Source organism: Streptomyces sp. NPDC057287, from assembly GCF_042667905.1.
Classification (GTDB): Bacteria; Actinomycetota; Actinomycetes; order Streptomycetales; family Streptomycetaceae; genus Streptomyces.
The window spans coordinates 365,204-378,705 of record NZ_JBHUYV010000001.1; the positions used below are offsets into that span (position 1 = coordinate 365,204).

The 13,502-nt window shown below is 72.1% G+C and carries 11 protein-coding genes; 3 read left to right on the top strand and 8 right to left on the bottom strand.

All coding sequences use genetic code 11. The features are described from left to right. The first annotated feature begins 22 nt into the window (after positions 1–22). Together rhaS and ACFUNE_RS01615 are read left to right on the top strand one after the other, a co-directional pair. Entirely contained in the window at positions 23–1,108 is a 1,086-nt protein-coding gene (gene rhaS, locus ACFUNE_RS01610; protein ID WP_383561051.1) for a rhamnose ABC transporter substrate-binding protein, read from the top strand. A gap of 14 nt (positions 1,109–1,122) precedes the next feature. Next, positions 1,123–1,437, top strand: a complete 315-nt coding sequence (locus ACFUNE_RS01615) for an L-rhamnose mutarotase (protein WP_383561672.1) — start codon at positions 1,123–1,125, stop codon at positions 1,435–1,437. Between the two features lie 113 nt (positions 1,438–1,550). Here ACFUNE_RS01615 and ACFUNE_RS01620 read toward each other — a convergent pair whose 3' ends face one another. The 3 genes from ACFUNE_RS01620 to ACFUNE_RS01630 all read right to left on the bottom strand — a co-directional run bounded on the left by ACFUNE_RS01620 (position 1,551) and on the right by ACFUNE_RS01630 (position 6,967). Next, entirely contained in the window at positions 1,551–3,146 is a 1,596-nt protein-coding gene (locus tag ACFUNE_RS01620; RefSeq protein WP_383561674.1) for a von Willebrand factor type A domain-containing protein, read from the bottom strand. A gap of 126 nt (positions 3,147–3,272) precedes the next feature. Beyond that, on the bottom strand, positions 3,273–4,163 hold the full coding sequence (locus ACFUNE_RS01625) for an ABC transporter permease (RefSeq protein WP_383561054.1): 891 nt from the start codon (positions 4,161–4,163) through the stop codon (positions 3,273–3,275). Beyond that, positions 4,160–6,967 (bottom strand): alpha/beta fold hydrolase, encoded by a 2,808-nt coding sequence (locus ACFUNE_RS01630; RefSeq protein ID WP_383561056.1) that lies wholly within the window; start codon positions 6,965–6,967, stop codon positions 4,160–4,162. Before ACFUNE_RS01630 ends, ACFUNE_RS01625 begins: the two co-directional genes overlap by 4 nt. Positions 6,968–7,098: 131 nt before the next feature. Here ACFUNE_RS01630 and ACFUNE_RS01635 point away from each other — a divergent pair, with 131 nt between their 5' ends. After that, on the top strand, positions 7,099–7,518 hold the full coding sequence (locus ACFUNE_RS01635) for a GNAT family N-acetyltransferase (protein ID WP_383561058.1): 420 nt from the start codon (positions 7,099–7,101) through the stop codon (positions 7,516–7,518). Positions 7,519–7,626: 108 nt separating this feature from the next. Here ACFUNE_RS01635 and ACFUNE_RS01640 read toward each other — a convergent pair whose 3' ends face one another. The 5 genes from ACFUNE_RS01640 to iolB form a co-directional block, all read right to left on the bottom strand. Next, on the bottom strand, positions 7,627–8,388 hold the full coding sequence (locus tag ACFUNE_RS01640; protein ID WP_383561060.1) for an SDR family oxidoreductase: 762 nt from the start codon (positions 8,386–8,388) through the stop codon (positions 7,627–7,629). Beyond that, on the bottom strand, positions 8,385–8,981 hold the full coding sequence (locus tag ACFUNE_RS01645; RefSeq protein ID WP_383561062.1) for a DUF4291 domain-containing protein: 597 nt from the start codon (positions 8,979–8,981) through the stop codon (positions 8,385–8,387). The genes ACFUNE_RS01640 and ACFUNE_RS01645 overlap by 4 nt, the downstream gene beginning before the upstream one ends. Positions 8,982–9,098: 117 nt before the next feature. Further along, complete coding sequence (locus ACFUNE_RS01650) at positions 9,099–10,607, bottom strand: CoA-acylating methylmalonate-semialdehyde dehydrogenase (protein ID WP_383561064.1); 1,509 nt, start codon at positions 10,605–10,607, stop codon at positions 9,099–9,101. Between the two features lie 13 nt (positions 10,608–10,620). Beyond that, on the bottom strand, positions 10,621–12,537 hold the full coding sequence (gene iolD / locus ACFUNE_RS01655; RefSeq protein WP_383561066.1) for a 3D-(3,5/4)-trihydroxycyclohexane-1,2-dione acylhydrolase (decyclizing): 1,917 nt from the start codon (positions 12,535–12,537) through the stop codon (positions 10,621–10,623). Next, entirely contained in the window at positions 12,534–13,418 is an 885-nt protein-coding gene (gene iolB / locus ACFUNE_RS01660) for a 5-deoxy-glucuronate isomerase (protein ID WP_383561068.1), read from the bottom strand. Before iolB ends, iolD begins: the two co-directional genes overlap by 4 nt. Positions 13,419–13,502 lie beyond the last annotated feature (84 nt).

Here is a 13,502-nt window from a genome sequence, read left to right on the forward strand (position 1 = left end):
TCTTCGAAAGGCACACGCCGCCATGATGCTCCGCAATGCCGCCGGGCGCCGCGCCGTCGCGACCGCAGCCACCGCCGTCTCCCTCGCCCTCGCCCTCACGGCCTGTTCCGGCACCACGAAGGACAGCGAGGACACCGGCGGCGCGAAGGCCGGCAGTTCGGCGAAGGCCGACCCGGACGCCCCGCTGAAGAAGGGACTGAAGCTCGGTTTCCTGCCGAAGCAGATCAACAACCCGTACGAGAAGATCGTCGACGAGGCGGGCATCGCGGCGGCGAAGGAGTACGGCGGCTCGGGCAAGGAGGTCGGCCCGTCCGACGCGAACGCGTCCTCGCAGGTCTCCTACATCAACACCCTGATCCAGCAGCGCCAGGACGCGATCCTCATCGCGGCGAACGACCCGAACGCGGTCTGCGGCCCGCTCAAGCAGGCCATGAAGAAGGACATCAAGGTCGTCGCGTACGACTCGGACACCGCGAAGGACTGCCGTCAGCTCTTCATCAACCAGGCCAGCTCCGAGGAGATCGGCCGCAGCCTGGTCCAGCACCTGGGGGAGCAGGTCGGTTACAAGGGCAAGGTCGCGATCCTGTCGGCCACCCAGAACGCGACGAACCAGAACACCTGGATCGAGTTCATGAAGGAGGAGCTGAAGCTCCCCAAGTACAAGGACATGCAGCTGGTCAAGGTCGCGTACGGCGACGACGCGGACCAGAAGTCCTTCCAGCAGACGCAGGGCCTGATGCAGGCCTACCCCGACCTCAAGGGAATCATCTCGCCCACGACGGTCGGCATCGCCGCGGCCGCGCGCTACCTGAGCGACTCCTCGTACAAGGGCAAGGTCGTGCTGAACGGACTCGGCACGCCGAACCAGATGCGCAAGTACGTCAAGGACGGCACCGTCGAGCAGTTCTCGCTGTGGAACCCGGAGGAGCTCGGCTACCTCGGCTCGTACGCGGCGGCGGCGCTGGCGTCGGGGCAGATCACGGGCGCGGAGGGCGAGAAGTTCAAGGCGGGCAAGCTCGGCGAGTACACCGTCGGCAAGGACGGCGAGGTCATCCTGGGCGAGCCGACCGTCTTCGACTCCGAGAACATCGACACGTTCGACTTCTGATGGGGGCCGGCTCCGTGCGGCGCGTCTGCTTTCTGCTGAAGGTCCGTGAGGACCGCAAGGACGAGTACCGGGAGCGCCATGCCTCGGTGTGGCCGGACATGCTCGCCGCGCTGTCGGAGGCGGGCTGGCACAACTACTCGCTGTTCCTGCGCGAGGACGGCCTGCTGGTCGGCTATCTGGAGACGGAGGACTTCGACGCCGCCCGGGAGGCCATGGCGGCGACGGAGGTCAACGGGCGGTGGCAGCGGGAGATGGCCGGGTTCTTCGAGCAGTCGGAAGCAGCCGACGAGGCGATGGTCCCACTGACCGAGGTCTTCCACCTGGCCTGATCCTCCTCGGACCGCCACGAACGGGCCGGGGCGGTCCGGCGGGACCGGCACGAACAGGCTGGACCGGACCGGGCCCGGCGGAGAGCTCCTCCGCCGGGCCCGACCGCCGTCCCTCAGCCGATCTCACCCTCGCTTCCGGCGCCGGGCGGCCCGTCGCCCCCGCCGTTCCTGATCCGGTCGGCCTGCCCGATCATCGTCGCGAGCTTCGCCACCGAGCTGTCCTCCGTGGAGGCGGCCAGCTTCTCCGCCCTGGAGGCGAGTTCGCCGAGGGCGGGCGTTCCGGGCAGGTCACCGCCGCGCAGGGTGTCCGCGAAGTACGCGGCCACGGCGGTCACCTGGAGCCGTGCCCCGGCGCCGTCCCAGAGCTTCCCGCCGATCGCACCGGTCCCCACCGATCCGGTCTCCTCGTGAGCCTTCCGTGTCTTCGGGTCCAGCCAGCGCACCGTCGCCGTCGCCACATGGCCGGAGGCGCCCTCGCGGAGCCGTACGGCGTAGAGCGCGGTCACGGTGTGGCCGGGGCCGACCTCGCCGCCGTCGACCCCGTCGTCACGGAAGTCCTCGTCGGCGACCTTGCGGTCCTCGTAGCCGATCAGCCGGAACTGCTCGACGGTCTTGCGGTCGAACTCCACCTGGGCCTTGGCGTCGCGGGCCCGGAGCTCGACGTGGGCGGGCAGCTGGTCGACGAAGACCTTCCTGGCCTGGGTCTCGTCGCTGATGTAGGTGGTGTTGCCGTCCCCCTTGTTGGTGAGGCGCTCCATCAGCTCGTCGCCGTAGTCGCTGCCGACCCCGACCCCGAACAGGGTGATGCCGTACTCCTCGCGCGCCTCCCCGATGCGTTCCAGGATCGCGTCCGCATCGGTCTCGCCGGTGTTGGCGAGCGCGTCGGAGAGCAGGACGACCCGGTTGTTGGCACCCTTCCGGTGGCCGTCGACCGCTTCCTCGTAGCCCTGCTCGACGCCGGCCGCCACGTTGGTGGAGTCGGCGGGTTCCATCACCTCGATCGCGTCCCGGATCTTGGTGCGGTTGCCCCGGAGGCGGGTCATCGGCAGCCGGGTCTCGGCCTCGTCGCTGAAGGTGACCAGGGAGACGGAGTCGTCGTCGCGCAGCTCGTCGGTGAGGATGCCCAACGAGGTCTTCGCCAGGTCGAGGCGGCCGGGTTCGGCCATCGATCCGGAGATGTCGACGACGAAGGTCAGTGCGGCGGGCGGGCGTTCGCCGGCGTCCGAGGCGGTCGCGGTGGCCAGCCCGACCCGTACCAGCGACCAGTCGGCGGCACCGGCGCCGGGCCTGGCGCCGTCGAGATTGACCGAGAAGCCGTTGCCCTCCGGGCGCTCGTAGCCCTGGCGGAAGCTGTTGACGAACTCCTCCGGGCGCACCGTGCCGGCCTCGGGCAGCTGCCCGTCGCCCAGGGTGCGGCGCGCGTATCCGTAGCTGGCGGTGTCCACGTCGAGGGCGAAGGTGGACAGGTAGTCGGGGGCCGCGCTCTCCCGGGCCGGGGCGTCCTCCGCCGCTCTCGCCCCGTCCTCCCGCTGTCCCGGTGCGGCGGACGGGGCGGCGGGGGCGGGCTGCCTGCCCCCGGCCGGCCCGTTGCTGCCGCTGCTGCGGTCGGCGGCGGACTCCTCACCAGACCCCGCGCAGCCCGTCATCAGGACGCCGCCCGCCAGCAGCAGCGCCAGTGCTCCCCGATACGTCCCTGCCCTGCGTTCCATCCGTACCCCCCACGTCGTCGACATCTGTGAATGTGACGTGTGAGGCCGGCGACCGGAGTCGTCAGAAGCGTTGCGGAACCGTCTCGATGCCGCAACGACGGACGGTGGAGCGGCGGGACATCAGCTTCAGGACACGATGTCCTTACGGCTGAACCCTCGGAAGGCGAGTGCGAACAGGATCAGGGCATAGGTCACGGACACGGCCGCCCCCTTGGCCATCCCGCCCCATTCGAGATCGGGCTGGAGGGCGTCGGCCCAGGCGAACTGCCAGTGCGCGGGCAGGAAATCGCGCCAGGAACCGAGCGCGGTGACGGCGTCCAGGACGTTGCCGACGATGGTCAGTCCGACCGCGCCGCCCACCGCGCCGAGCGGTGCGTCCGTCTTCGTCGACAGCCAGAACGCCAGTCCTGCGGTGACGAGTTGGGAGACGAAGATGAAGGCGACGACGAGCGCGAGGCGCGGCACGGTGTCCGAGGTGGCGAGCGCGCCGCCGGTGGGCAGTTCGAGCGGCCCCCACCCGTACGCCGCGGCTCCCGCGACCAGCGCGACGAGCGGCAGCAGCACCATCGCGGCGAGGCTGAAGCCGAGCGCCACGACGAGCTTGCTCCACAGCAGCCTGGACCGGGGCACGGGTGCCGCGAGCAGGTAGCGCAGCGAGGACCAGCTCGCCTCGGAGGCCACGGTGTCCCCGCAGAACAGGGCCACCGGCACCACGAGCAGGAAGCCGGCGGAGACGAAGAGGCAGGTCGCCGCGAAGTTCGCCGCGGACTCCGTCGCCACGTCCATGAGGTTGATCCGCGAGCCGCCTCCTCCGCCGCCGCCCCCTTCACCGCCCGGTGTACCGCCGACGGCGAAGGCGACGATCAGGATGAACGGCAGGGCGGCCAGCACCCCGCCCATGAGCAGGGTGCGCCGCCTGCGCAGTTGCCTCATCGCCTCCACGCGCAGCGGCAGGGTGCGGCGGGCGTGGTATCCCGGGGCTTCGGCGAGGGCCTGGATCTCTGGTGCGGAGCTCATGCGGATCCTTGGGAGATGAGGGTGAGGAAGGCGTCCTCCAGGCGGCGGTGCGGCCCGACGCCCGTCACCGGCACGTCGAGACGCACCAGTTCGGAGACCAGCTGCTCGGCCGTGGCCCCGTCGAGACGGACCAGCAGGCCGTGGCCTTCGCCCAGGGGGACGGCCGAGCCGATGCCCTGGAGCGCGGCCACCTTCTCCACGACCGGTTCGGCGACCTCGGCGGCCGTGGTGACGAGCAGCATGTCGCCGGAACCGGTGATCTCGGCGACCGGACCGGCCTGCACGAGCTGCCCGCGGTCCATCACCACGAGGTGGGTGCAGGACTGTTCGACCTCGGAGAGGAGATGGCTGGAGACGATCACGGTCCGGCCCCCGGCCGCGTACCGGATCATCACGTCCCGCATCTCGCGGATCTGGGGCGGGTCCAGCCCGTTGGTCGGTTCGTCGAGGATGAGGAGATCCGGCATGCCGAGCATGGCCTGGGCGATGGCGAGGCGCTGCCGCATCCCCTGGGAGTAGGTGCGCACCGCGCGGGCCAGGGCGTCGCCGAGTCCGGCGATCTCCAGGGCCTCGTCGATGTGGGCGTCCTCGGCGGGCCGCCCGGTGGCCTGCCAGTACAGCTCCAGGTTGGAGCGGCCCGACAGGTGCGGGAGGAAGCCCGCCCCCTCGACGAAGGACCCCACGCGCGAGAGCACGGGCGCCCCTGGCCGGATCGCGTGTCCGAAGACGCGGATCTCACCGGCGTCGGGGGTGATGAGCCCCATGAGCATGCGCAGGGTGGTGGTCTTGCCCGCGCCGTTGGGTCCGAGCAGGCCGAGGACCTGCCCCTTCTCGACCCGGAAGCCGAGGTCCCGGACGGCGTACCGGTCCGAGGACTTCGCGTACTTCTTGGACAGGTCCGTGATCTGCAGCGGCACGCCGGCCAGCGCCGCATCGGGGGCGGGGGTCGCGGTGCGCCGCCGTGCCGTGAGCAGGAGCGCGGCCGCGATGACGGCCGCGGCGGCCGGGAGGCCCCAGATCCACCACGGAAGCGTGGCGGCCGCGGTCTTCACGGCGGGCGCGGTGGGCACGGTCAGCGGCCCGTCGAGGGAGACGGTGTACGTCGCGGGCTCGGCGGGTGACGCGTAGGCGAGGTCGGTCGCGGAGAGGACGAAGCGGAGCCGGTGGCCGGCCTCGACCTCGTGGTCGACGGCGGGCAGCGCCAGCTCGACCGGCTTGCCCTGCTCGCCGGGTGTGATCCGGTAGGGGGCGACGAGCTGGGAGGGCAGAACCTGCTGCTTGCCGTCCGGCGACACGTCGTAGACCTTGCCGAACAGCACGGCGTCGCCCTTGTCCGCATTGACGTTCACACGGACCGTGGGCGATCCGGTGACGTGGACGGTGCTGTCCAGCGGGGCCGAGTCGTAGCGCGCGTACTGCCCGGGGAAGTCGAGGGAGAACCCGACGCCGAGCGAGGACAGCTGGGAGAGCCCGCCCCCGATGCCGGGGACGGCGGAGATGGAGGGCGGGTTGGCCCCGGCGGGGTTGCGGAAGGTCTGGGTGAGGCCGCCGGCAGCGGCGCTCCTGCCCCCGCCGCCCTGACCACCGGTCGAGGAGTCGTCCCGGCCACCGGTCGAGGGGGCGTCCTGGTCACCGTTCGAGGGGGTGTCCTGGCCGCCGGGCGTCATGCCCTGCGGTCCGGCGCCGGGCTGCTGCCCCGCACCGGTCAGGGGGATCTTCCGGCCTCCGCTGGTCAGGCCGGGGTAGGTGGCGCTGCTCGCGCCCCGCTTGAGGGCCGCGCCGTCGGTGGAGTCGACGCCGCCGGTCCGGGTGACCCGGAATCCCGGCCCGGTGTCGGCGCCCTCGTCCTCCTTCAGGTACCGGTCGAACCAGTCGCCGATCCGGCCCTGGACACGGTCGCCCTCGTCGTCGCCGCCGTCGTGGCCTCCGGCGATCCAGTCGACGGACACCGGAGCACCGTTGTCCTTGATGGCCCGGGCCATGGCGTCGGACTGGCCGAGCGGGAAGAGCGAGTCGCTCTGTCCCTGGAGGATCAGCGCGGGTACGTCGATGCGGTCGGCCACGGCCTCGGGGGAACGTTCCGTCAGGAGCTGACGCGCGGCGGCGTCCGGCTTGCCGTTGACGGCGACCCGCTCGTACATCTCGCACAGCTGCTTCGAGAACCTCTCGCAGCCGCCACCGGAGCTGACGAAGATCCCGGCCCAGAGCTTCTTGAACACGCCGTTCGGGAAGAGCGCGTCGGCGAGGTTCCAGTAGCTGATCACAGGTGCGATGGCGTCGACCCGGTCGTCGTGCCCGGCTGCGAGCAGCGAGATGGCGCCGCCGTACGACGCGCCGGTGACTCCGACGCGCGGGTCGCCCTTCGCGTCGAGCTCCACCTCGGGACGCTGCGCCAGCCAGTCGATCAGTCCGGAGACGTCCTTGACCTCGGCGTCGGGTGCGTTGAGCGTGATCTCCCCGGTCGTCCTCCCGAATCCTCGGGCGGACCAGGTCATCACGGCGTACCCGTCGGCGGCCAGCTTCTCGGCCTGGGCACGCACGTCGTTCTTGCTGCCGCCGAAGCCGTGCCCGATGAGGACGGCCGGGCGGCGCTCCGAGCCTCCGGTGGTGAAGTACGAGGTGTCGACCGACACCCCGTTCATCTTCATCATCCGGTCGTGCCGGTGCACGGACGGCTTACTGTCGGCGGCGGCGGCGGTCCAGGTACCGGCACCCACGAGTACGGCGAGGGCGGCGACGACCGCGGCCCACCGGCCTGGGGTGCGGGGCAGCCGGTGCCGCCACCGGGAAGTCGGATTCTCCATGACTCGACCCTAGACGGAGCGGTCCGCGCCCCTGGGAGCCCCCGGGGGGAGGTCCGCGGCATCCCTGGGAGGTAGGACCGGCTCTCCCCGTACTCCGCTTGCGGTACACGGCCGTCACGAAAGGCTCATTCATGGACATCCGGCCCGCGCACACCACGGCGGAGCTCCTCGCCGCGGCACACCTCTACGACGCCCCGCCGCGTCCTGAGTGGGCGGCCCGCTTCCTGGCGGCGGACGGGCATCTGATGCTGATCGCCTACGTGGACGGTGCCCCGGCGGGGTTCGTCTCCGGCATCGAGATGCTCCACCCGGACAAGGGCACCGAGATGTGCCTGTACGAGCTCTCCGTCGGCGAGGGGTCCCGCCGCCGGGGAATCGGGCGCGCCCTGACGGAGGCCCTGGCGGCCGAGGCCCGGGAGCGCGGCTGCTACGACATGTGGGTCGGCGTCGACCGCGACAACGAGGCGGCGCTCGCCACCTACCGCTCGGCGGGAGCGGCGGACGACGGGGTGTTCGCCATGCTGACCTGGGAGTTCACCACGGGTCGCTGACCGGCCGGCCGCGGACCAGGAGGCATGCCCTCCGGCGGCGGGCCGGGGGGTGTCCTCCGGCGACGGTCCCGGGGACTGCCCTCAGGCGGCGGGCCGGGGGCGTGCCCGCTACGCGAGGCCTCCGTTGCTCTGCAGCAGCTGGCCGTTGACCCAGCCGCCCTCCGCCGAGCAGAGGAAGGTGACCAGGTTCGCGCAGTCCTGCGGCATGCCGAGGCGCCCCAGGGGCGTGTGGCGGGCCAGGTCGGACTTCTGGTCCTCCGCCATCCATCCGGTGTCGGTCGGTCCGGGGTTGACGGCGTTGCAGCTCACGCCCAGGTGGGCCAGCTCGTGCGAGGCCGCCAGCGTGATCCGGTCCATCGCCCCCTTGCTCGCCCCGTACGGCAGGTTCCCGGCGGTGTGGTCGCTGGTCAGGCTGACGATCCGCCCGGTCCCGTGCCGCCCTCCGAAGCGCAGCCCGTACTCGCGGATCAGCAGCCAGGTCGCCCGTGCGTTGACCGCGAAGTGGCGGTCGAAGCTCTCCACCGTGGTGTCCAGCAGCCCGGAGTCGACGGACTCGGCGTGGCAGAGCACCAGGGCGGTCACGTTTCCCAGCTCGCTCTCCACGCGCTCGAAGAGCTGAGCCGGCACGGCCGGGTCGCTCAGGTCGGCCTCGACGGCGAGTGTCCGCGCCCCGAGGGACGCCGCCGCCTTCCCAAGCTCGTCCTGCGCAGCGGGATCAGCGCCCCACGCCATCCGCGCGTCGTACGGGGTCCAGTACGTGAAGGCCACGTCCCAGCCGGCCCCTGCCAGGTCCAGCGCCACGGATGCGGCGATCCCCGCCGACCGTCCGGCCCCCGTGACCAGCGCCGTCGGGCGGCTACCGGCGTTCACAGGCCCGCGGGTACGGGCCGGGGCGCGCCGAGGCCGGCGAGCGGCGTCTCCGCCGGGAGCAGCCGGGCCGCCCGGTCCCGCTCGCCGGCCCCGACGAGCCGGTGTACCTCGTGCGCGAGCGGCGTGACATCGGTGACGGAGACGAGCCATTCGTCCGCGTAGCGCCGTGCCGCCTCACCGCTCAGCCCGAGCTGGAGGGAGCGGTAGGGCAGCGGGTTGAGGTGAAGGTCGCGTTCGGGGTCCCACTGGACACGGGTGGGGCTGCGGCGCAGGCCGCGCTGCCAGGTGGCCCGGTCGGGGTGCACGCCCCTGACGTAGTGGGAGAGCTCGGCGTTCTCCAGGGCCCATGCGAAGCCCTCGCGGGTGATCTCGACGGCGAGCACGGTCTCCTGGCCTTCCTTCGTGCCCCAGCCGCAGCGGTACATCATCCACAGGAAGCTCGGCTTGATCCAGGTCATGCGGTCGCGCTTCCAGGCCGGCGGGAAGCGGCCGTCCCGGGCGGCGGGCAGCCCGATGTCCGGTCGGTACGCCTGGTAGACGGTGACCGTGGTGGCCGTGTGCCGGGCGCGGATCTCGTGTTGCGGTGCGGTCATGGCACCCAGGATGGCGGGGCGCCGCGCCCCCGGCCACGGGTTTTCCGGCTCCCGCGCCGGGCTCACGGGTCCGGCGCGGGAGCCGGGACCCGTGAGCGGGGACGGCCGGGGCGTGGGTCAGTGGTTGCGGGGGAAGCCGAGGTCCACGCCGGCGGGGGCGTCGGCCGGGTCGGGCCAGCGGGTGGTGACGACCTTGCCCCGGGTGTAGAAGTGCACGCCGTCGTTGCCGTAGATGTGGTGGTCGCCGAAGAGGGAGTCCTTCCAGCCGCCGAAGGAGTGGTAGCCCACCGGTACCGGGATCGGCACGTTGACGCCGACCATGCCGGCCTCGATCTCCAGCTGGAAGCGGCGGGCCGCACCGCCGTCGCGGGTGAAGATCGCGGTGCCGTTGCCGAACGGCGAGGCGTTCATGAGGGCGACGCCCTCCTCGTACGTGTCCACGCGCAGGACGCACAGGACCGGACCGAAGATCTCGTCGCGGTAGGCGTCGGAGTCGGTGGAGACGTTGTCCAGGAGCGACAGGCCGATCCAGTGGCCGTCCTCGAAGCCCTCGACCGTGTGGCCGGTGCCGTCCAGGACGACGTCGGCGCCCTGCGCGGCTGCTCCGGTGACGTAGGAGGCGACCTTGTCACGGTGGGCGGCGGTGATCAGCGGGCCCATCTCGGAGGAGGGGTCGGCGCCGGGGCCGATCTTGATCTTCTCGGCACGCTCGCGGATCTTCGCCACCAGCTCGTCCGCGACGGAACTCACGGCTACGACGGCGGAGATGGCCATGCAGCGCTCACCGGCGGAGCCGTACGCGGCGGAGACGGCGGCGTCGGCCGCGGCGTCCAGGTCCGCGTCGGGGAGGACCAGCATGTGGTTCTTCGCGCCGCCGAGTGCCTGGACCCGCTTGCCGTTGGCGGAGGCGGTGGCGTGGATGTAGCGGGCGATGGGGGTGGAGCCGACGAAGGAGACGGCGGCGACGTCGGGGTGGGCGAGGAGCCCGTCCACGGCCACCTTGTCACCGTGCAGGACGTTCAGCACACCGTCGGGCAGTCCCGCCTCGGCGGCCAGTTCGGCCAGCAGGTTGGCGGCCGACGGGTCCTTCTCGCTGGGCTTCAGCACGAAGGTGTTCCCGCACGCGATGGCCAGCGGGAACATCCACATCGGCACCATGGCCGGGAAGTTGAACGGCGTGATCCCCGCGACGACGCCGAGGGACTGGCGGATCGAGGAGACGTCGACCCGGCTGGACACCTCGGTCGACAGCTCCCCCTTGAGCTGGGTGGTGATGCCGCAGGCCAGCTCGACGATCTCCAGACCGCGGGCGACCTCGCCCAGCGCGTCGGAGTGCACCTTGCCGTGCTCGGCGGTGATCAGGGCGGCGATCTCGTCCCGGTGGGAGTCCAGCAGGGCGCGGTAGCGGAAGAGGACGGCGGTGCGGGCGGAGAGCGAGGAGGTGCCCCAGCTCTCGTACGCCGTCTTCGCCGCGGACACCGCCGCGTCGACCTCTTCGATGGAGGCGAGCGCGACCTGCGTGGAGACGGCGCCGGTCGCCGGGTCGGTGACCGGACCGTAGGTGCCCGACGTGCCCGCGGCCCGCTCGAAGGGCCTGCCACCGATCCAGTGGTTGACGGTCTTCATGACGGGGTCTCCTTCACAGGTGGCGGCGTCGGGCTGCGATCTGCCGGTCGTACTCTTTCCTGGCCTCGACCGCCGACGGGCGGGTCGCGGTTTCGGCTACGGGAACATCCCACCACGCCTGTGCGGGAGGGGGCCCCGACACTGTGTCTGCCGTTTCGGTCTCGACGTAGACACAAGTGGGACGGTCCGCCTCGCGTGCCTCGGCGAGCGCCCCGCGCAGCTCCCCCACCGTGTCCGCCCGCAGCACCCGCATGCCGAGCGAGGCCGCGTTGGCCGCCAGGTCGACGGGCAGCGGAGCACCGCTGAAGGCCCCCGACTCCGTGCGGTGCCGGTAGGCGGTGCCGAGGCGTTCGGCGCCGACGGACTCGGAGAGGCCGCCGATGGAGGCGTATCCGTGGTTCTGCAGGATGACGAGTTTGACCGGCAGGCCCTCCTGCACGGCGGTGACGATCTCGGTGGGGTTCATCAGATAGGTGCCGTCGCCGACGAGCGCCCAGACGGGCCGGTCCGGCGCAGCGAGCTGGACCCCGAGGGCGGCGGGGATCTCGTATCCCATGCAGGAGTAGCCGTACTCGACGTGGTACTGGCGTGGGGAGCGGGCCCGCCACAGCTTGTGGAGGTCCCCGGGGAGGGAGCCGGCCGCGTTGATCAGGATGTCGTCCTCGGTGACCAGCTCGTCGAGCAGTCCGAGGACCTGGGCCTGCGTGGGGCGGGCGCCCGGGTCGGCGGTGGCGTAGGCGGCGTCGACGCGGCGCTCCCAGCGGTCCTTGGCGTCGGTGTACGCGCTCTCGTACGCGGGGTCGACGTGGTGGCCCCGGGAGCGGAGTGCCTCGCCGAGCGCTTCGAGGGCGGTGCGGGCGTCCGCGACGAGGGGGAGGGCCGCGAGCTTGTGGGCGTCGAAGCCGGTGATGTTGAGGTTGAGGAAGCGGACGGCCGGGTCGGCGAAGAGGGTGCCGGAGGCGGTCGTGAAGTCGGTGTAGCGGGTGCCGATGCCGATCACCAGGTCGGCCTCGCGGGCGAGCGCGTCGGCCGTGGCGGTGCCGGTGTGGCCGATGCCGCCGACGTCGGCGGGGTGGTCGTGGCGCAGGGACCCCTTGCCCGCCTGGGTGGAGGCGACGGGGATGCGGGTGGCCGCCGCGAAGGCGGCGAGGGTCTCCTCGGCGGCGCTGTGGTGGACGCCGCCGCCCGCGACGATCAGCGGACGGCGCGCGGCGCGCACCGCACGGACGGCCTGGTCGAGTTCGTACGGGTCGGGGGCCGGTCTGCGTACGTTCCAGACGCGCGTCGCGAAGAACTCCGCAGGCCAGTCGTACGCCTCGGCCTGCACGTCCTGCGGGAGGGCGAGGGTGACAGCGCCTGTGGCCACCGGGTCCGCGAGGGTGCGCATGGCCTGCAGGGCGGCCGGGATCAGCGCCTCGGGGCGGGTGATCCGGTCGAAGTAGCGGGAGACGGGGCGCAGGCAGTCGTTGACCGAGACGTCGCCGGCGTGGGGCACTTCGATCTGCTGGAGCACGGGGTCGGCGGGGCGGGTCGCGAAGGTGTCGCCGGGGAGGAGGAGGACGGGCAGGTGGTTGACGGTGGCGAGGGCGGCACCGGTGACGAGGTTGGTGGCTCCGGGGCCGATGGAGGTGGTGACGGCGTGGGCGGAGAGCCGGCCCGACTGCCGGGCGTACCCGACGGCGGCGTGCACCATGGCCTGTTCGCTGCGGCCCTGGAGGTAGGGCATCGCGGGCCCGGCCTCGACGAGCGCCTGTCCGATGCCGGCGACGTTTCCGTGGCCGAAGACGCCCCAGGTCGCGTTGATGAGACGGTGGCGCCGGCCGTCGCGTTCGGTGTACTGGCGGGCGAGGAAGGCGATCAGGGCCTGGGCCGTGGTGAGCCTGCGGGTGGGCTCCGGGGCGGGGCCCGGCGCGGTGCGCGGTGTGGTCATCGGGCGGTCTCCGGGCCGAGGAGCGGAAGCCGCGGGTCGACGGGCAGACCGGGCCAGGTGTCTCGGATCCAGCGGTGGCCCGGGTGGTCGCGGATCAGCCACTCCCGCTGCTCGCCGGGGCCGGCCATCACGTTCAGGTAGTACAGGGTGCGGCCGGGCGGCGCGATGGACGGCCCGTGCCAGCCGTCGGGGATGAGGACCGCGTCACCGGTGGCGACTTCGGCGAGGACGTCCGTGCCGCCGGGGCGGGACGGCGAGACCCGGTGGTAGCCGAGGCCGTCGCCCTCGACCTCGAAGTAGTAGATCTCCTCCAGGACGGACTCGGTGCCGGGGTGGTGCTCGTCGTGCTTGTGCGGCGGGTACGAGGACCAGTTGCCCCCGGGCGTGAGGACTTCGACGGCGATGAGCCGGTCGCACTCGAACGTGTCGGCGGCGGCGAAGTTGTTCACCTGGCGCGAGCAGGTGCCCGCACCGCGGAGCTCGACCGGTACCTCCGGCGCGGGGCCGTAGCGAGCGGGGAGTCGTCGCTCGCACTTCGCTCCTGCCAGGGCGAAGCGGCCTCCTGCGCCGGAGGCGATCTGGGCGCGGGCGTCGCGTGGGACATAGGCGAAATCGGTCACGGCGCCGAACACGTCTTTCCTGCCCAGCAGTTCGAAGACCTCACCTGCTGTCTGCACCGTACAGCCACCGGACAACGGCAGGACGATCCATTCGCTCTCCCCGGTGACCAGGGTGTGAACGCCTCCCGGCTCGAGCTCCAGGACACGCAGACTCGACCGCTCCCATCCGGCCCGTTCGGGGTCGATGTCGAGGGCGTAGGGGCCACGTGACGCGTGTCCGGCCCTGAGGTGGTGCCTCTGCTGCTCGTCGGTCGTCGTCATGGCTCCATCCCTACCCGTCGTCCCGTACCTACCCGTCGTCCCATCCCTACCCGTCGTCCCGTCCCTTCCACGGACGTCCCGCGG